Here is a 19154-nt window from a genome sequence, read left to right on the forward strand (position 1 = left end):
GCGCCCACGACGGAACGCTAGGTCAGTGCACGCACTGCGGCGTCGGCGAGCAACCGGCCCCTCAGCGTGAGCGCCAGCGTGCCCCGCAGCGCCGCGCGACCGTCGAGGACGCCGTCGGCCACGAGCGCCGCGATCTGGTCGGGTCGTCGCTCGGGCAACTCCCCCACAGGCATGCCGTCGGCGAGTCGCAAGCGCAGCATGACCGACTCGAGCGCCAGGTCCGCCTCGTCGAGCGGCTCCACCTCGGCCACTGGCGACTCGCCCCCGTCGATGCGTGCCGCGTAAGCGCGCGGCAACTTCACGTTCCACCAGCGCTGCGCGGGAACGCTCTCGCCTGCCGGCGCCACCCGCGGGCCTAGGTAGGAGTGCGCTCCAGGGCCCACGCCCCACCAGTCCTGGCTGGTCCAGTAGGCCACATTGTGACGACAGCGCTGTTCGGGCGAGCGCGCCCAGTTCGACACCTCGTACCAGTCATAACCCGCGCGCGCCAGGCGTGCCTCCGCTGCCTCATACATATCCGCCTGGGTATCGAGATCGACCGCCTGGATCTGTCCGCGTCGCAACTGCGCACCCATGCGCGTACCGGGCTCGATCACCAGTGCGTAGGCACTGACGTGGTCGGGTTCAAGCGCGATCGCGGCGTCTAAGGACGCAGTCCAGTCCTCGAGCGATTCGCCAGGTGTCCCGTAGATCAGGTCCAGGCTGACGGCGAGGCCAGCCGCGCGCGCCCACGCAACAGCGCGCGCAACGTTCTCGGGTTGGTGCGTGCGCTCCAGCGTCGCCAGCACGTGCGGGACTGCCGACTGCATACCGAAGCTCACCCTCGTAAAGCCCGCCCCCGCAAGCTGCTCAAGGGACTCTCGAGTGACCGAGTCAGGGTTGGCCTCCGTGGTGACCTCGGCATCGGCCGCAAGCCCCCAGGTGTCGCGCACCCCGTCGAGCAGCGCCGTCAGCGCGCCCGCGTCCAGCATGGTCGGCGTGCCACCTCCCACGAACACCGTGCGCGCGGGGCGCGTGTCGCCCGCCATGGTGTCGCGCGCCTGCCGCATCTCGCCCAGTGCCGCCTGCACATAGTCCGAGCGGGAGGAAAACTCGCTTTCGCCCGGGGCGTAGGTGTTGAAGTCGCAGTAGCCACATCGCACCGAGCAAAACGGCACGTGAATGTAGACCCCGAAGTCGCGCTCCGTGGCAGCGCCCACGGTCACGGTCGCGGCGGACACCGCTACTTCTTCTTGCCCTTGTCCGAACCGTCGTCGGACGTGGACAGCGCGGCGATGAAGGCCTCCGGCGGCACCTCGACCGAGCCGATGTTCTTCATGCGCTTCTTGCCGGCCTTCTGCTTCTCAAGCAGCTTTCGCTTACGAGAAATGTCGCCGCCGTAACACTTGGCGAGCACGTCCTTGCGAATCGCGCGAATGGTCTCGCGAGCGATAATGCGCGCGCCGATCGCAGCCTGAATAGGCACCTCAAACTGCTGACGATCAATCAGGTCCTTGAGTTTGGTGACCATCTGCAGACCGTATTGGTAAGCGGCGTCGCGGTGCACCACGGCGCTAAACGCATCGACGGCCTCGCCTTGCAGCAAAATGTCGACCTTGACCAGGTCTGCAGTCTGGTCCCCGGCGGGTTCGTAGTCGAGCGAGCCGTAGCCGCGGGTGCGGGACTTCAACTGGTCAAAGAAGTCGAAGACCACTTCCGCAAGCGGCAGCGTGTAGTGCATCTCGACGCGTGTCTCGGACAGGTAGTTCATGGTGCCCATCTGCCCACGGCGTTCCTGGCACAGCTCCATGACGGTCCCGATGAACTCGCTGGGCACCAGGATCGAGGCCTCGACGACGGGCTCACGCACCTGGGCGATCTTGCCGCCGGGGAACTCCGACGGGTTGGTGACCGTGACGACCTTGCCGTCCTCCATCTCCACCTCGTAGACCACGTTGGGCGCGGTGGAAATCAGGTCGATGCCGAACTCGCGCTCAAGGCGGTCGCGGACAATCTCCAGGTGAAGCAGACCCAAGTATCCACAGCGGAACCCGAATCCGAGCGCGACGGAACTCTCCGGCTCGTACACGAGCGAGGCGTCGTTCAGCTGAAGCTTGTCGAGCGCATCTCGAAGGATCGGGAAGTCCGAGCCATCCAGCGGGAACAGGCCCGAGTAGACCATGGGCTTGGGGTCCCGGTAGCCGCCCAGCGACTCGGTCGCGCGGTTGTTTGCCTGGGTCACCGTGTCACCCACCTTGGACAGGCGCACGTCCTTCACGCCCGTGATGAGGTAGCCCACCTCGCCCACGCCCAATCCCTTCGTCGGCTTGGGTTCGGGGCTGATGACGCCAATCTCCAACAAGTCGTGAGTGGCCAATGTCGACATCATCGCGATCTTCTCGCGCGGCTTGAGCGAGCCATCAACCACCCGCACGTACGTGACGACGCCGCGGTACGTGTCGTACACGGAGTCGAAGATCATGGCGCGCGTGGGGGCGTCAGCCACGCCCACCGGTGCCGGAATGTCACGCACGACGCGGTCCAGCAAGGCCTCGACGCCCTCCCCCGTCTTGCCAGACACCCGGAGCACCTCGTCCTCCTCGCAACCGATCAGCTGCGCGAGTTCCGCGGCATAGCGGTCCGGGTCGGCGGATGGAAGGTCAATCTTGTTCAGCACGGGGATGATGACGAGATCGTTCTCCATGGCCAAGTACAGGTTCGCAAGCGTCTGCGCCTCAATACCTTGTGCGGCGTCGACGAGCAGGATCGCGCCCTCGCACGCGGCCAGCGAGCGGGATACCTCGTAGGAGAAGTCGACGTGCCCGGGAGTGTCGATCATGTTCAGCGCGTGCGGCGTGCCCTCGACGTCCCACGGCATGCGGACGGCCTGCGACTTGATCGTGATGCCCCGCTCGCGCTCAATGTCCATGCGGTCCAGGTATTGCGCCTTTTGCAGGCGGGCCTCCAGGACGCCCGTAATACCGAGCATGCGGTCCGCGAGAGTCGACTTGCCGTGGTCGATGTGCGCGATGATGCAGAAGTTGCGGATGAGCTCGGGCGCAGTGGCGGCGGGCTCGATGCTGGGGGCGAAATTCACGATGGCCTTGGAATCCTTGTGGTGTGCCGGACAGGTCTGGCGTCATTTTCCCACGTTTATGCCGAACGAGGGCCCACTTGACTTTGTAAGGAAACCTGCCGATAGTCCCGGTGGTGGCGGGAGAGTCCTCAGTCACCCAGGCGAGGAGTCGAACCGGTGGCAGGCGACGAACTTTTCCGCGCGGCATACGCCAGCGCAGCGATAGGCATGGCTGTGCTCGATGCTGATGCGCGAATCCACGAGTCCAACAGTGCCCTTGAGGCGCTGTTGGGCTACGACTCCGGGGCCCTAGAAAAAGTGGCGCTCGCCTCCATCACCCACCCTGACGACGCCACGCGCGATGGGCGCGTGTGGGAGCGGCTGCAGCGCGGCGTCAGTCACCTGCAGGCACAGCGTCGCTTGGTTCACGTCAGTGGTGACGTGGTGTGGGCTCGAGTGACGTTTTCTCGCGTGGACGGCGGGCCGATGCGGGTGCTGGCTCAGGTGGAGGACGTCACCGAAACGCGGCGCGCCCAGGCATTGCTCGAGCACCGCGCGTTGCACGACACCCTGACCGGGCTGCCGAACCGTGCGTTGGTGGTTGACCGGCTCGACGTGGTGCTCGAAGCGCCCGAACCGCAGGTTGCATGCCTTTTCTTGGACCTCGACGACTTCACCGTCGTCAACGATTCCCTGGGCCACGAAGCCGGTGACCGCCTCCTCACCGAGGCTGCTCGGCGGCTACGCGCGACGGTACGCAGCCAGGACACCGTCGCCCGCTTGGGCGGCGACGAGTTTGTGATCGTCGCGCCGGGGCTGACGTCGCTGGCCGAGGCCGAGGGCCTCGCTGACGATGTCCGAGCGGCGCTGCGAGTGCCCTTCTCCGTGGGCGGTCACGAGGTCGAGCCCACCGCCTGCGTGGGAGTCGCGCTCGGCGGTCCCGACATGAGTGCACAGGCACTCATTCGTGACGCGGATGTCGCCATGTCGCACGCCAAGCGGGCCGGCCGCGATCACGCGCAGTCGTTCTCGGAGGGGATGCGCCACCACGCGCAGATGCGGCTGTCAGTCGAGTCGGAACTTCGCGCCGCGTTGCGCGAGGGCCAGCTTGAGGTGCACTTTCAACCCATCGTGGAACTCGCCACGGGCGAGGTGCGCGCTTACGAGGCCCTGGTGCGTTGGCGCCACCCCCATCGCGGCCTGTTGCTCCCCCACGAGTTCCTCGACATCTGCGAGGAAGCGAACCTTGTGGTGCCGCTAGGCGAGGTGGTGTTGCGCGACGCATGCCAGTTCATCGCGGAGCGCCCGGCGTTCCCAGGGCGGGTGCTGGTCAATATCTCAACTCAACACATCGGCGGCGCCGGTCTGGTTGACACGGTGCGCGAGGCGCTCGCTGAGGCCGGGGTTGCGCCGTCTCGCCTTGCGCTGGAAATCACCGAGTCGGGGATGCTGATCTCTACCTCGTCCACCCGCACTGAATTGGAACAGCTCACCGATATGGGCGTGGACCTCTTGCTCGACGACTTTGGAACGGGATACTCCGCACTGTCATCGGTCCTACGCTCCCCCGTGACCGGCATCAAGCTCGCGCGCGAATTCACGCTACGCCTCGGCGACGGCTCTACGGGCGACCGCATCTCGACCGCCATCTCCTCCCTTGTCGCGAGCCTGGGAATGGTGGGAATCATCGAGGGCGTGGAGACCGAGACGCAGCGACGCACCGCGATTGCCCACGGCTGGCAGCTCGCCCAAGGGTTCCTCTTCGACCACCCCCGACCGGCCAGCGACATTCCTGATGCCCCGGCATCGGCCCCACTGGCCTCGCCCTCCCCCACACCCCAGCGCGTGGCGTCCGTCCCTCTACGCTGACCCCATGGAGCAGTTCCTTCTCATCGTGGCCGTGCTGGCCGTTGTGGGGTTGTCAGCGTGGGCCACTCGCGAAGACAAGCGTCGACGCAACGCTCGCGCGCGCACACGCGCCACCAAGCGACCGCCGGGGCGCCCATCGCGGGCAACGCGGTCGGGATCCCGGCACCGCCCCACCTCGGCGCCAACACGGCACCGTCCCTACCCGGGCGACTACACCGGACGCGTGGCAGTGCGGTACGCGCCGCACGCCGACGGACTGCCAGATCCCGGGGAAATTGTGTGGACCTGGGTGCCGTTCGAGGAAGACCACTCGCAGGGGAAGGACCGGCCGGTGTTGCTCATCGGGCACGACGGCCCGTGGCTGTTGGCGCTCCAGCTCACGAGCAAGGACCACGACCTCGACTCCGCCCAAGAGGCGCGTTGGGGCAGGTACTGGGTGGATATTGGGACCGGCGCATGGGACCGCCAGCGCCGCCCAAGCGAGGTGAGGATCGACCGCATCATCCGTGTGGACCCGCGGGCCGTTCGCCGCGAAGGCGCTATCCTGGATAGGCACCGGTTCGATGCGGTGGCGAGTTCGCTTTCCGACCACCATCACTGGTAGCATTGACGTTTGTGTGTGGGCGCGCGCTCGCGCCCCCCAAGGAAGATTTCACCTCATCAAGAAGGATCGCTGTGGCAAACATTAAGTCGAAGATCAAGCGCATCGGGACCAACGAGAAGGCCCGCCAGCGCAACGTCGCCGTCAAGTCCGAGCTGAAGACCAATGTCCGCAAGGTGCGCGAGGCAATCGCCGCCGGCGACAAGGACAAGGCTGCGAACGCGCTGAAGGTCGCCTCCGTCAAGCTGGACAAGGCCGTCTCCAAGGGCGTTATCCACAAGAACCAGGCCGCGAACCGCAAGTCGGCGCTGGCCAAGCAGGTCGCCGCTCTCTAAGCGCGCCCATCGCTCGTCCCTCGGGCCCTCACTCGCTTCGGCGTGTGGGGGCCCGAGGCGTTGTGGGCGCAGCGACCACTTGGGGTTCCTGATCCCCCACCACCGGGAAGGCTCAGCCCACACCACGTCTGTACCCGCGTAGCGCGTGAGGTGCGCCTTTGCGCTACTGAGCGAGCTGCGCCCTCGCGCTACTGAGCAAGCTGCGCCCTCGCGCTACTGAGCGAGCTGCGCCACGACGCGCACGGCGCGCTCCAGACTGAACTCGGGCGCTCGCGCAGCGCCCTTGATCTCCGCATCAGCCTGAGCGACGGCCTCGATCGCCTCAGCAAGAGTGTCCGCGGTCCACTTGCGCAGTTCACGACGAGCGCGATCCGCCTGCCACGGAGCGATTCCCAGGTCCTTGGTGGGGTCAAGCCTGCGACCGCGCGCCGCGCCTACCTTCGCGAGAACTCGCAGCTTTGCGGCGAGCGCGGCGTTGAGCGGCACCGGATCGGTACCGGTAGCGAGCGCGTGGCGCAGGAGCGTGAGCGCCTTCGCCACGTCCCCCGCGACGGCGGCGTCCGCCACTTCGAAGGCGGTCGCGTTCACGCGCGAACCGTAGTAGCGCGTGACGGTTTCCGGCGAGATGGACCCTTCGACGTCTCGCATCAACTGCTGGGCGGCTGCGGCAAGTTCCGCGATGTCGCCGCCCACGGCATCGACGAGTGCCCTCACCACCTGTGCGCCGACAGGCCGCTTGGCTCGCTCGAACTCTCCCGCGACAAAGTCCGCGAGCTCGGAGTCCTTCTTGATCGCGGGACACGTGTACTCGGGGACGCCGCCCTTGCGCATGGTGTCGAGGAGCTTCTTGCCACGAACCCCGCCGCCATGGCGGATGACCACGACGACGTCAGGGTCAGGCGACGTCACGTACGACAGCGCATCCGATAAGAACTCGTCGTTCATCGCCTCCGCGCCGGCCACAATGACGATTCCGGCCTCGTCAAAGAGGGATGGCGACGCGGCGGCGAGGAGTGCGCCACGGGTGTACGCGCCGGCGTCGAGACGGGTAATCGCGGCGTCCGGCCGCGCCTGCGTGATCCGCTCGATCGCACGCTGGCCCAGTACGCCCTCGGGTCCCGACACGAGGACAACGGGTGCTGGCTTGGCGCGGAACCACGTGGGCTCTGCAGCTCGGGTACGCGGTGGCATGGCACTAGCGTGCCACGTCGCTGTGACACTCATGTCCTGTCGCCGGTCCATTCACCGCGAACGCAATGTCTCCGCATTCGGCAGTGACCAGCGGGTGTGCGCCGGCGCCGCTGTACATCTCGATGGCGTCAGACGCCGGGTGACCATAGTCGTTGTCGCGCCCCGCGCTGAAGACAGCCCACCGAGCCTGTATCAGGGCAGCAAGGTCGGCATCCTGGTGACGGGAGCCGTGGTGTGCCACCTTCACCACATCGACCGTGAACACGCGCTGCCCCGCGGCGCGCATGGTCGCCACGAGGCGCCCCTGACCGGCGGGCTCGAGGTCACCGAGCGCGAGCACAGACGTGCGTGCCCCCGACACCAGCATGGTGATCGAGCCATCGTTGTCTCCCTCAGGCGCCGGGTCACCATCCTGCGAACCGGGCAAGACCTCCAAGGTGACGGGCCCCAATCTCTGTACCGAGGCATCGGCCGGTACCTCGAGCGCGATGCCCGCAGCACGCAGACCGCGGGCCGCGTCCCCGCCCTCGCCCGCGCGCGCAATCCACGCCCGCTCAACGTCCACGTGCGTAGCAATGGCGACGGCCGCGCCGTCGTGGTCAAGGTCGGGATGAGTCAGGATCAACAAGGGCACAGTCGTGACGCCGTAGCGGTCCAAGCAGGCGATCGCGGCCACGTCGTCAGGCCCGGTATCGATCACGACGGCCGACCGGTCCCCCGTCCTCACAAGCATCATGTCGCCTTGCCCCACATCGCACGCCACCACATCCCAGTCGGATGCCGCCGCGCGCGTCAGCCCCGTCCTTGCTCCCCAGACGCCTGCACAGATGGCGATCATCACCACGATGGCAACTGCCCGCACCAGCACCATGTGTGTCGCCGTCGCCACGAGTCCGGCCAGTCCCAGCCCCATGCCCAGCAGCACTCCCGTGGGTCCCGAGGGCCACGGTAACCACGCACCTGGAAGATCCGCCACCCCTGCGCTGATGCGGGCCATTGCCGTGGTCGGCACCGCCGCGAGGTGGGCGAGTGCCGTGCCGCCCACCGCCCACCACGGCGCGACCAACACAGCGGCCAAGCCCAGTGCCATGACCGGAGCCAAGAACGGCGCGGCTGCGACGTTCGCGAGGACTGCGTACGGGCCGATGCCGGGCTGAAGAAAAATAAGGAAAGGCACCAGTGCGAGCTGCGCCGCCACCGGTATCGACAACGCGCTCGCCAACCGTGGGGTCACGGCGGCGGAAAGCCGGCGGGCGATCGCGGGTGCCACGAGAACAATGGCAAGGACGGCCGTCACCGACATCGCGAATCCGATCTCCCCCACCACGGCCGGTGCCCCATGCGCCACCACCAGGATCGTGACGGCGAGCGCCGGAAGAGCTCGCGCGCGCCGTCCCCAGGCAACGGCCACCGCAACAATGAGCGCGAACCCCGTGGCGCGGACGACGGAGGGTTGTGGCCCCACCAGCAGCGCAAATGCTGCCGCCGCGATCGACACGGCCGCCGCCTGGCCCCACCTGGGCCACTTCATGAGGCGCACCAACGCCATGACCCCGAGTGACACCATCGCGAAGTGGGCGCCGGACACGGCAGTGACATGCGCGATCCCCGCGACCCTCATGTCCGCCACCTGAGACTCACTCATGCTGGACGTGTCGCCGGTGATCATTCCTCGGAGCAGCCCCCGTGACTCGTCCGGTACGGCTGCGGAGGCGTCAATGAACGCTCGCCGCGCTTCATGCACGGGCCCCGTCCCGTGCTGCACAGCGAGGACAGTCGCATCCCAGGCCAAGGCGCCGTTCCCATCCGCGACCAGATCAGCTCTCAGCTCGAGGGTGTCGCCGGCACGCGGGCACTCCGGAAGCGAGACCGTGGCGGGGCCGCGCAACGGCAGCCAGCGCCCGGCGTCGACGTTGCTGATCACACGTGAGGCCCCCAGTTCCCCAGGCGGCCCTGGCCCACCGCCATCCACCGGCGGTGCCCACGCCGTCATGGTCACCGGCACCATGCACGCTCGGCCGCGGGCGCTCGCATATTCGTTGCCGCGCTCCCGTGCGACGACGCGCACGTCAATCTCGTCGGCCGCGATCGCGCTCTCAAACCCACCATCCGCGGCCGCACGCTCCCACAGATGCGCCGCGAAGGCGGCGGATGAAGCGGCCGCTGCCGCCACCCCTAGGCACGCAACCACGGCTACCACCCGGGCGTGGGCGTCTCGCCGCGTGGACGCTCGTACGGCAAGCGCCACCACCCCTGCGGCTACGACCCACAGCCCCCACGCTCCCGCGGCGACCGTACCGGGGTCCACCCCGTGCCAGGCCACAGCGAGGACCGCTGCCCACGCAGCGCCGGCGGCTGGCACCAGGCGCGCATCGTGCACGCGCGTCACACGGTCGCCACTTGTTCCAAGCCCGCGACCATGGCGTCGCCCACACCGGAAACCCGCGTGAGGTCCGCAAGCGACGCGAAGGGCCCGTTTGCCTCCCTGTCGGCGACGATGCGCGCGGCAATCACCGGGCCTATCCCCGGCAACTCTTCCAGTTGATCCGCACTCGCTCGGTTCACACTGATGGGTCCCTCGGCAGCTGACGTGGCGCCCGGTTCGGCGACGTGAACCTGTTCAGCATCCGCGACAATCCGGGCAAGGTTGACGCTGCCAAGGTCCGCCTGCGCGGTAGCACCGCCCGCCATGTCAATGGCGTCCGCGACCCGGGAGCCAGCAGGCACTTCGACGAGTCCGGGTTGTTCAACCGCTCCGGACACGTGCACCCAGACGGTGCCGGCAGTGACGGACGCTGCGGCCGTTGGCACCGGCGTTGCGGACGCGGTGGCGGCGGCCTCCTCGCCCCATGGCGCCGGAGTGGCGGGCGCGCTCGCGCGCAGGAGTGCCCATGCGACCACTGCGCCGACGGCGAGCGTCACCACAAGTGCGATCGCGACGCGCGGCTCGACACCGATGCGGAATCCGCGCGCGGTGTCTTCGATCTCGCGGCCGTGGGCGGCTTCGTACGCCCGGGCGACCCGCCCGGCGGCCGCCTCTCGCCACGGCGCAGGCGAGGCGTGGCTCCCGCCTACGGGCGCAGGCGAGGCGTCCGTCCGGCCCTGCGGGTCTGCGCCCGCGACTGTGGTGGGCGCCGTCGGCGGTTCTGACGAAGTCGGTGTCACGCTTCGACGCTAAGGCGCGCCGGCGGAGACGGCTGATCCGCCCAGAGAACTCGTGGAAGGGCCGCTAGTCGATGCGGCCTGGGGACGAGGCCGCGACATCCGCGACCACGACGGCAAGGGCTCCTGGACCAGCATGGACCGCCAGCACGGAGCTAATCGTGGTGTCTACCTGCATCGCGAGATGATCATGGTGGAGCCTGAACGAGCGGGCCGCGTCGTCGCCAAAGGTGCCATCGCCCAGCGTCATCACCGCCACCGCTGGGGCGGTTGCCGCCGCAATGGCCTCTTCAGCGCGATCGAGCACCGTGTCGCGGGCCCGCGCCGTGGACCGCACCTTGTGAGTCACCGATGCCTCGCCGTCAACAATTTCCAGCACAGGGCGGACGCTCAGGACACGCCCCATGGCTGCCGCCGCTGAGGAGATGCGACCGCCCCGTCGCAGGTACTCGAGAGTGTCCACCGTAAAAACGCACGTCACGCTCGCCGCCACCACGCGGGCGATCTCACCGACCCGGCCGGCAGGCGCGCCATCGCGGGCGACCTTAGCCGCCGCTAACGCGGCAAAACCCGTGCCCATCGCCACCGTGCGCGAATCCACGACCGTCACCGGGATGTCGACCGTGGAGGCGGCGGCCCGAGCAGCATCGACCGTGCCCGATAATTTGCCGCCAATCAGCACTGCGACAATCGCGCCAGCACCACCGTCCGCGATGCCGCGGAACGCCTCCGAGAAAGCCTGCGGCGCCGGCTGCGAGGTTGTCACGGTACTGCCGACCGTCAGTGCAGCGAGCACCTGATCGCTCGTGATCGACACACCCTCTTCGAAGGCCTCGTCGTCCACGATCACCGACAGCGGCACCACCACTAATCCGAACTCCCGCGCCAGTGCCGTGGGCACCGACGCGGCGGAGTCCGTGACGACTACGGTGGGGCCGGTCATGTTCCCAACCTAGCGACTGCCGCCGCTCGACCGCTACGCAGGGACGATGTTGACCAGTTTGGGGGCGCGCACGATGACGGTACGGATCTGCGCTCCCTCGAGTGCGCGGACCACTCCGGGAGCGGCGAGCGCCAATTCCCGCAGGTCGTCCTCGCCGATGCTGGGCGAGACCTCGAGGCGGTCGCGGACCTTGCCCTTGACCTGCACCACACACGTGACGGTGTCCTCAACCAGGAGAGCCTCGTCGACCGTGAGCCACCCGCCGCGGGACACGTTGTCGTGGCCGAGCATCGACCACATGTCCTCGGCACAGTAGGGGGCGAACATGCTGAGCAGGACCGCGACCTGCTCGGCTGCCTCACGCACGGCGGGGTCGGCCGCGCCGGGGCCGGAGTCGATGGCCTTCCGGGTCGCGTTGACGAGTTCCATGGTGCGCGCGACGACCACGTTGAAGCGGAATCCCTCAGTGAGCTCCGCGCACTCGTGCATGGTCTTGTGGGTGACCGCACGCAACGCCGCGTCACCGGTCGCGGGGTCGACCCCGGGCTCGGACGTCACGTCGCGCGCCAGGCGCCAGGCACGGGCGAGGAACTTCGCCGTCGCGCCGGGCGACACATCCGACCAGTCGATGTCGTCCTCGGGCGGGCCCGCGAAGCCCATGGTGAGGCGCACTGCGTCCACGCCGTACTCGTCGAGCTGCTCCGACAGGCGCACGATGTTGCCGCGCGACTTCGACATGGCAGACCCGTCCATCAGCACCATGCCTTGGTTCAGCAAAGACGAGAACGGCTCGTCAAAGTTCACCAGTCCCATGTCTTTGAGCGCCTTGGTGAAGAACCGCGAGTACAGCAGGTGCAGGATCGCGTGGCTGACGCCGCCAACGTACTGGTCGATGGGCGCCCACTTTTGCGCGTCGGCCGGGTCAAATGGCCCGTCGGTTTTGCCCGGCGACAGGAACCGCAAGTAGTACCAGGACGAGTCCACGAAGGTGTCCATGGTGTCGGTGTCACGCTTGGCAGGCTTTCCGCAGTCCGGGCAGGTCGTGTTGACCCACTCACTCGCGCCACCCAATGGCGAGGTGCCCTTGGGCTTGAGGTCTAGACCCTGCGCAGGAGGCAGTTCAATCGGCAACTGGTCGTCGGGGACGCGCACTTCGCCGCAGTCGTCGCAGTGCACGATGGGGATGGGAGTGCCCCAATAGCGCTGGCGGGAGATCAGCCAGTCGCGCAGGCGATAGTTGCGCGACGAGTGGCCCAGGCCCTTGGCCTCGAGGTCAGCCGTAATTGCCGCAATGGCCTCCGCCTTGGACTTGCCGTCCAGGTCACCCGAATTGATCAGTTCACCGTCACCCGTGGCCGCCACTCCCGAGACGGCAGGGTCCTCGAGCGGCGTCCCGTCCTCATCCAGGACATTCAGCACGACCCGCACTGGCAAGTCCATGGCACGAGCGAAGTCGAGGTCGCGCTGGTCATGCGCGGGGACCGCCATGATCGCGCCGTGACCGTAGTCGGCCAGGACGTAATCCGAGGCCCAGATAGGCAGGCGCTCGCCGTTGACGGGGTTGACGGCGTAGCGGTTGAGGAACACACCCGTCTTGGGGCGGTCCGTCGCCAGCCGGTCAATGTCGGAGGCGGCGCGCACGTGCTCCACATACGCCTCAAACGCGGCCGTCACCGAAGCATCGGCCCCCTTCACCAGTTCCGCTGCAAGGTCGGAGTCCGCGGCAACGACCATGAAGGTCGCGCCGTGAAGCGTGTCAGGGCGGGTGGTGTAGATGTCGATCGGCTCATCGCGGCCCTCGATCTGGAAGGCGACGTCCGCACCCTCGGAGCGCCCAATCCAGTTTCGCTGCATCGCGATGACCTTGGACGGCCACTTACCTTCGAGGCCGTTCAGGTCATCCAGAAGCCGGTCCGCGTAGTCCGTGATCTTGAAGTACCACTGGTTCAGCTTCTTCTTCGTGACAGGGGTATCGCACCGCTCGCACAGGCCGCCGACGACCTGCTCATTGGCCAGCACTGTCTGGTCCTTGGGGCACCAGTTCACGGCGCTGTGCTTGCGATACGCCAGGCCCCGCTCGTGCATGCGCGTGAACAGCCACTGGTTCCAGTGGTAGTACTCGGGGCGGTGCGTCGCGAGTACGCGGTCCCAGTCAAAGGAGCACGCGTAGCGCTCCATCGAGGCGCGCTGCTGAGCGATGTTGTCCTCGGTCCACCCGCGTGGGTCCAGACCACGGTTAATCGCGGCGTTCTCGGCCGGCAGGCCAAACGAGTCCCACCCAATGGGGTGCAGGACGTTGTAACCACGCTGCACCCAGTACCGCGCAATCACGTCGCCGAGCGCGTACGCCTCAGCGTGGCCCATGTGAAGGTCGCCCGAGGGGTACGGGAACATGTCGAGGACGTACTTCGTGGGGCGGTCGTCGTCCTCGTTTGAGGAGCGGAACGGCTGGTTTTCGCGCCACACGGGCAGCCAGCGCTCCTCGATTGCGCGGAAGTCGTACCGGTTCTCGTCAGTTGCGGGCGTATCAGTCACACCCCGAATTGTATCGGCGCTGAGCTCAGGGCCGATGCGGCGTCGGGTTGCGCCCGGAAGCGGCACCAATCCCGACGAGCAAACCCGAGCGAGCCGAGTCACAATGGGACCTAGGTCGCGCGGGGTCACCACCGCGCGACAACGAAGGGGATCGCCGATGATCGCTTCTGCACGCCGGACATTCAGCAGCGCGATCCGCGTCACCGCGGCAGCCGTGGCGGGGGTAGCGCTCCTGGTCTGCGCGCCAGCAGCGTACGCCGTGGGCGACGAGCCCGAGCCGAGCCACTCGCCGCTCCTCGCCAGCGCGGCGTCGACGGCACCCGACGCACCCGCCCCCTCGCCCAGTGCGACCGCGAGCGCGGAGCCGACCGTCTCTCCCTCCCCATCGCCGGAGGCAACGCCAGCGCCCAGCTCCCCGGCATCGCCACCACCGACTCCAACGGTGTCTGCAACGCCCGAGCCGACCACCACGATTGATCCGCAGCCGACCACCACCGCCCGGCCCACCCCGAGCCCGACGCCTCGCCCCACGTCGTCGCCATCGGCCACCCCTCCTACGCCCTCTCCCTCGGCCACCGCGTCGCCCACGCCAACCCCGACAAGCAAGCCGCCCGCCCCCACGGGGACGCCATCGGCCGACCCCGCTCCAACGGCCACGTCGTCCTCGACGCCCGCGCCGCCGTCGTCCTCAGTGGCCGCGCTCGGCCCCCAGTTGGGGCCCGCCCTGCCCACCGTCGTCTTTGCCGACGTCTCTGAGGTCGCGACCACCGCGCACTACTCGCCGTTCGCGCAGGCGATTCAATGGGTGGTGCTCGCCGGTGTCATGGACGCCGGCACTGCGCCGTCCGGGGCCCGGCTGTTCTCTCCTGGAGAGACTCCTACGCGGGCGCAGATGGCCGCCTATCTCTATCGCCTCGCTGGCGAGCCGCCACACACGCCTGCGGATGCCTCGCCCTATGTCGACGTCGATGCCTCCTCAGACGACTTCGACAACGTGAGTTGGCTCGCCGCCGCGGAGATTGCGCACGGTTGGAACACCCGCGACGGCGCCGAGTTCCGGCCGGACGCCGACCTCACGCGTGAACAGGTTGCTTCCTTCCTGTACGCCTTCGCCGGCTCGCCCGAGCTCGAGGCACCTCCGGTCGTGACGTTCGCGGACGTCGACCCAGCGTCACCACATTACGAAGCCATCGTGTGGCTCGCTCAGATCGGTGCGGTGCAGGGGTGGCGCGATGGCGATGCTCGGCTCTTTAGGCCCGCCCAGGCCATCTCCCGCGCCGGCCTCGCCCAGGTGCTCTTCCAGACCCACCAAGCGGGCGTGTGGTTCGGCTCAGATACCGCGGCACGTCCGCTCATGCGCCATGCCGAGGTGCAGGTGGTTGGAACACCGTCGGTGCCCGTGCGCTCAGGCCCAGGCCTCCTCCACACGACGCTCGCCACTGTCAGCGCCGGTGACGTCATGGCAACGACCGGCGCGGCAGCGGCCAATGGCTGGGTGCAGGTCACGGTCGGGTCCGAGTCCGGCTGGGTGCCCGGGATCTACCTCGCCGGAGTTGACCGTGACAGCGTCGAACGGGCTCGGCTCACTGCGACGAATGGAGCGCTGGCTGACCACGACCTGTGCGGATTGTCCTGGGCGCCAGGCCAGCAGCTTCTATGCCAGGCGGCCGGCGACCTCGAGCGGCTCAACCGGGCCTTCAGCGCCCGCTACGGCATCGACATCCCCATCAGTGATTCGTATCGCGACCTGGCGGGCCAGGTGCGCGCCCGCGCGACGCACGGCTCGCTCGCTGCCCAGCCGGGGACGTCCTACCACGGCTGGGGTGCCGCCGTGGATCTGTCTGGCGCAGGACTGCCAGGAGCATTCACCGGCGAGGCGTACGCATGGTTGCGCCAGCAGCTCACCGCGTACAACTGGATGCACCCCACGTGGGCGTGGCCCACGGGCGCGAAGCCCGAAGCGTGGCACCTCGAGTACACCGGGTAGTCCGGCACTGTGCCCCTAGTGCGGCGCCGGCACTGTGCCCCTAGTGCGGCGCGGGCACCAGTGCCTCTGTCGTCAGGCGGTCTGCGTCACCTTGACGGTGACGTCGAGGTCCTCGGTTGCCCCCGCGACCACGCCTGCCAGGGGCGGGATGTCGCGGTATTCGCGGGCGCGGCCCACAATGACGTGATGGTCGCCGACTTCACGATCGTTGGTGGGGTCAAACCCTGTCCACTCGCCGCTCCACCATTCGATCCACGCGTGCGACTCCCCCTCGACTGTCTCGCCGATCGAGGCATCGCGTGAGGGATGCAAGTATCCCGACACATACCGCGCGGGGATCCCGATCTCCCGCAAGGCACCAATGGCCAGTTGCGCCATGTCCTGGCACACACCGGAACGACCCTCCCACGCGTCTTGGGCCGTCGAGTGCACTGACGTCACCCCCGGCACGTAGCGCACCTCCGAGTGGAGATACTCGCAGATGGCTCGAGCAGTCGAATCAGGCCCCAGGCGGTGGGAGGCATCACGCGCGAAATCCGCGAGCGCGTCAGGGGGCGCTGTCGCGGCGGAGTTGTCCAAGTACTCGCACAACAGGTCACGCAGCTTTGGCCCCTCCAACGCCTCCCAGCCTGCCTTTTCCCCACGCGGCGGAGAGGACGCGACTTCGACGACCGACGATGCGGCGACGGTCAGCGACGTGTGCGGCTGAAGCACCTCGAACACGGTGACATCACACTCCCAGTAGTCGCGGTAGGACGAACGCCAGGTCACGGGCGTGATGGACACCCGTGAGTCGAGGACGCGCTGCCGGGGCAGCCACGCCGGCACCACCCGCGCTTCGTTGTAGGACGAGCCAATCTCTGCTGCGTAGCGGAAGCGTGTGGTGTGTTCGATGCGCATGGTGGTCATAGCGCCTCCTGATTCCATGCGACGGTCGCGTCGGGAAGGAAGTAGCGGTCACGGATGAGGTCCGATGCCGTGGCACAGGCTTGCTGTACGGCTTGCATTTGGTTGCGGAGGTCGTCCAGCACCTCCCTCACCGGCGAGTACTCGAGGGTGGTGCGGGCACGCCCGAGAGCCAATTGGGCTCGCCCCGCAAGGGTGCGGTTGCGTTCCTCACCTTCGATGCGTGTGAGGAACTCCTCCGCCATGTTGAGGTTGTAGGCGATGGAGCGTGGGAAGTACCGGTCGATCAGAATGAACTCTGCGGCGCGTTCTTCGACGACGAGGGCACGCACGGTGCGCAGGTATGCCTCGTGCGCTGAGCAGGTGCGCAGCAGCGTGGTCCAGTCGGGCCCCGTGGTGCCGTCGAGCGAGCGCGTCATGAGCAGCCGGGCGATCATGTCCGCGCGCTCAAGGGAGCGCCCCAGTTCGAGGAAGTTCCACACATCGTCGCGCGACGTGGTGGCACTCGCGAGCCCACGCGTAACAGCGGTCCGCTCACGCACCCAGTCAAAGTACTCGTGCGGCCGACGGTGGCCTCCAGTCCAGCGGCGCAGCTCCATCCTCGTGGTGTTGAGGCTGTGCCACACCTCGGTGGAGATGACCTCGCGCGCCCGGCGCGCATTCTCGCGCGCGGCCATGAGGGATCCGGCGATCGATGACAGCTGCTCGGGGTCGTAGGCAAGTGTGGCGAGCACATCCCGCTGAGTCAGCACGGCATCGGGCTCGAACGAGACGTTCATGACGTTGAGCAGCGATGCGTTGGCGGACGGCTCGTCCACCCAGGGGTCCTCAAGGAGCACATTCAGGTGGACATCGAGCAGGCGCGCGGTGTTATCTGCACGCTCGACGTAGCGTCCAATCCAAAACAGCGACTCTGCGATGCGGCTCAGCATGACGTGCCCTCCGTCGCGCCAGGGGCCTGCCGGTGTTGCTGTTGCTGCTGTTGTTGCTGCTGCTGGCCGGCGGCGACATCCTCTGGGTGACTGGACTGCGGGACTGAAGCCATTCCGGACAACTCGATGCGCCCCTCGACGGGCGCCCGGTGGCGCCGCCACTGACGCGCGCCGCCCAACACCCACGTGTCCTTTGACCCGCCGCCTTGGGAGGAATTGACAATCAGTTGCCCTCGTTCAAGCGCCACCCGCGTGAGGCCTCCAGGGAGCACCCATTGCTCCTCACCGTCGTTGATCGCGAATGGGCGCAGGTCGACGTGTCGTGGCTCAAGTCCGTCCTCCGTCAGGGTGGGCACCGTGGACAGTTGAATCACCGGTTGCGCAATCCATCCGCGCGGATCGCGCTGGATTGTCGCGCGTGCCTCTGCCAATTGCGCGCGGCTGGCGTTCGGACCAATCAACACGCCCTTGCCGCCCGCACCGTCAACGGGCTTGACGACGAGTTCCTCCAGCCGGTCGAGCACCTCTTCGCGCGCCTCGGGTTCCTCCAGGCGCCAGGTATCAACATTGGGCAAGATCGGCTCTTCTCCCAGGTAGTACCGGGTGAGGTCCGGCATGTAGGTATAGATCAACTTGTCGTCGGCGACGCCGTTTCCGACAGCGTTCGCGATGGTCACGTTGCCCAGCCGCGCGGCGTTGATGAGACCAGGGGCGCCCAGGGACGAGTTTGGCCTGAACTTCACTGGGTCGAGGAAGTCGTCATCCACCCGCCTGTAGATGACGTCGACGCGCCGGCGCCCGGCGGTGGTGCGCATGAACACGTGGCCATTGACGGTCTCGAGGTCGCGCCCTTCCACCAGTTCCACGCCCATGGTGCGCGCAAGCAGGGAATGCTCGTAGTAGGCCGAGTTATAGACACCGGGGGTCAGCACCACCACGGTCGGGTCGTGCACACCTTCGGGTGCACTCTTGGCGAGAGCCGCCCGCAGCCGGCGCGAGTACTCCAGCACGGGCCGGATGCCCATGGCCCCGTACAGCTCGGGGAACATCTGGCTCATCGCGCGGCGGTTGGACAGCACGTAACTCACTCCGGACGGGACCCGCACGTTGTCTTCCAAGACGCGCCAGATGCCTTGACTGTCGCGCACCAGGTCAATGCCTGACACGTGTACGCGAACTCCGTTGGCGGGTTCGACGCCGGCGACGGCCCGGTAGAAGTACTGGCTCGTCGCAATGAGTTTGCGGGGCACCACGCCATCTGTGACGCACCGCTGCGAACCGTAGACGTCCGCCAAGAACGCTTCCAGCGTGCGTACGCGTTGGGCGACTCCGGGCGAGATGATGTCCCACTCGTCGCTGCCGATCACGCGGGGAACAATGTCCAGCGGGAACGGACGCTCCTCCCCCGCGTGATCAAAGGTCACCCCCTGCGCGAGGTACGTCGAGGCGAGAGCCTCTGCGCGGGCGGTGAGGTCCTCGCGTGACATCCGCTCAAGCTCGTCGTACACGCGGCGGTACGGTTCGCGCACCTCACCGTGCACGTCCATCGCCTCGTCCCACGCCGCCACCGGCGCGTATCCACTCCACGGGGTCGCAGCATCGGTCATTCCCCCACGTTAACCGGGGATCGTGTCGAGC

General features: G+C 67.6%; 14 protein-coding genes. 4 read left to right on the forward strand and 10 right to left on the reverse strand.

What is annotated here, in order from left to right:
* Positions 1-17: 17 nt before the first annotated feature.
* Both hemW and lepA read right to left on the reverse strand, forming a co-directional pair.
* Positions 18-1220, reverse strand: a complete 1203-nt coding sequence (gene hemW, locus AOP75_RS10490) for a radical SAM family heme chaperone HemW (protein ID WP_062079035.1) — start codon at positions 1218-1220, stop codon at positions 18-20.
* Positions 1221-1222: 2 nt separating this feature from the next.
* Positions 1223-3076 (reverse strand): translation elongation factor 4, encoded by a 1854-nt coding sequence (gene lepA, locus AOP75_RS10495; protein WP_236683148.1) that lies wholly within the window; start codon positions 3074-3076, stop codon positions 1223-1225.
* 156 nt (positions 3077-3232) lie between these two features.
* Between lepA and AOP75_RS10500 the strand changes: the two genes are divergently transcribed.
* The 3 genes from AOP75_RS10500 (at position 3233) to rpsT (ending at position 5860) form a co-directional block, all read left to right on the forward strand.
* Complete coding sequence (locus AOP75_RS10500) at positions 3233-4924, forward strand: putative bifunctional diguanylate cyclase/phosphodiesterase (protein ID WP_062079037.1); 1692 nt, start codon at positions 3233-3235, stop codon at positions 4922-4924.
* Between the two features lie 4 nt (positions 4925-4928).
* Positions 4929-5528 carry a type II toxin-antitoxin system PemK/MazF family toxin gene (locus AOP75_RS10505; protein ID WP_062079038.1) on the forward strand — a complete coding sequence of 200 codons (600 nt, stop codon included), beginning with the start codon at positions 4929-4931 and terminating at the stop codon, positions 5526-5528.
* A gap of 71 nt (positions 5529-5599) precedes the next feature.
* Positions 5600-5860: a 30S ribosomal protein S20 gene (gene rpsT / locus AOP75_RS10510; RefSeq protein WP_062079039.1), complete on the forward strand. Its 261-nt coding sequence runs from the start codon at positions 5600-5602 to the stop codon at positions 5858-5860.
* Between the two features lie 213 nt (positions 5861-6073).
* On the opposite strand, the gene holA is transcribed toward rpsT, so the two are convergent.
* From holA to leuS, 5 genes are all read right to left on the reverse strand, one after another.
* Entirely contained in the window at positions 6074-7051 is a 978-nt protein-coding gene (gene holA, locus AOP75_RS10515; RefSeq protein ID WP_062079040.1) for a DNA polymerase III subunit delta, read from the reverse strand.
* A 4-nt stretch (positions 7052-7055) separates the two neighbouring features.
* Positions 7056-9440: a ComEC/Rec2 family competence protein gene (locus AOP75_RS10520; RefSeq protein WP_062079041.1), complete on the reverse strand. Its 2385-nt coding sequence runs from the start codon at positions 9438-9440 to the stop codon at positions 7056-7058.
* Positions 9437-10216: a ComEA family DNA-binding protein gene (locus tag AOP75_RS10525; protein WP_062079042.1), complete on the reverse strand. Its 780-nt coding sequence runs from the start codon at positions 10214-10216 to the stop codon at positions 9437-9439. The genes AOP75_RS10520 and AOP75_RS10525 overlap by 4 nt, the downstream gene beginning before the upstream one ends.
* A gap of 64 nt (positions 10217-10280) precedes the next feature.
* A complete protein-coding gene (locus AOP75_RS10530; protein ID WP_062079043.1) occupies positions 10281-11156 on the reverse strand; it encodes a DegV family protein in 876 nt (291 codons plus the stop codon).
* Positions 11157-11189: 33 nt separating this feature from the next.
* A complete protein-coding gene (gene leuS / locus AOP75_RS10535) occupies positions 11190-13727 on the reverse strand; it encodes a leucine--tRNA ligase (protein ID WP_083966935.1) in 2538 nt (845 codons plus the stop codon).
* Between the two features lie 655 nt (positions 13728-14382).
* Here leuS and AOP75_RS10540 point away from each other — a divergent pair.
* On the forward strand, positions 14383-15678 hold the full coding sequence (locus AOP75_RS10540) for an S-layer homology domain-containing protein (protein WP_062079044.1): 1296 nt from the start codon (positions 14383-14385) through the stop codon (positions 15676-15678).
* 72 nt (positions 15679-15750) lie between these two features.
* On the opposite strand, the gene AOP75_RS10545 is transcribed toward AOP75_RS10540, so the two are convergent.
* The 3 genes from AOP75_RS10545 to AOP75_RS10555 are packed head-to-tail and all read right to left on the reverse strand — an operon-like array spanning position 15751 to position 19123.
* Positions 15751-16587, reverse strand: coding sequence for a transglutaminase family protein (locus tag AOP75_RS10545; protein WP_062079045.1), 837 nt, complete (start codon positions 16585-16587; stop codon positions 15751-15753).
* On the reverse strand, positions 16584-17516 hold the full coding sequence (locus AOP75_RS10550) for an alpha-E domain-containing protein (RefSeq protein WP_062079046.1): 933 nt from the start codon (positions 17514-17516) through the stop codon (positions 16584-16586). The genes AOP75_RS10545 and AOP75_RS10550 overlap by 4 nt, the downstream gene beginning before the upstream one ends.
* Entirely contained in the window at positions 17510-19123 is a 1614-nt protein-coding gene (locus tag AOP75_RS10555; RefSeq protein ID WP_062079047.1) for a circularly permuted type 2 ATP-grasp protein, read from the reverse strand. Before AOP75_RS10555 ends, AOP75_RS10550 begins: the two co-directional genes overlap by 7 nt.
* Positions 19124-19154 lie beyond the last annotated feature (31 nt).

The sequence above is a fragment of the Demequina globuliformis genome, from assembly GCF_000975155.1.
Classification (GTDB): Bacteria; Actinomycetota; Actinomycetes; order Actinomycetales; family Demequinaceae; genus Demequina; species Demequina globuliformis.

What these genes read in the sequence shown, in the direction of transcription:
- AOP75_RS10550 (WP_062079046.1), bottom strand. Translation starts at nt 17,516, where the DNA reads ATGCTGAGCCGCATCGCAGAGTCGCTGTTTTGGATTGGACGCTACGTC.
- AOP75_RS10555 (WP_062079047.1), bottom strand. Translation starts at nt 19,123, where the DNA reads ATGACCGATGCTGCGACCCCGTGGAGTGGATACGCGCCGGTGGCGGCG.
- AOP75_RS10530 (WP_062079043.1), bottom strand. Translation starts at nt 11,156, where the DNA reads ATGACCGGCCCCACCGTAGTCGTCACGGACTCCGCCGCGTCGGTGCCC.
- AOP75_RS10505 (WP_062079038.1), top strand. Translation starts at nt 4,929, where the DNA reads ATGGAGCAGTTCCTTCTCATCGTGGCCGTGCTGGCCGTTGTGGGGTTG.
- holA (WP_062079040.1), bottom strand. Translation starts at nt 7,051, where the DNA reads ATGCCACCGCGTACCCGAGCTGCAGAGCCCACGTGGTTCCGCGCCAAG.
- AOP75_RS10545 (WP_062079045.1), bottom strand. Translation starts at nt 16,587, where the DNA reads ATGACCACCATGCGCATCGAACACACCACACGCTTCCGCTACGCAGCA.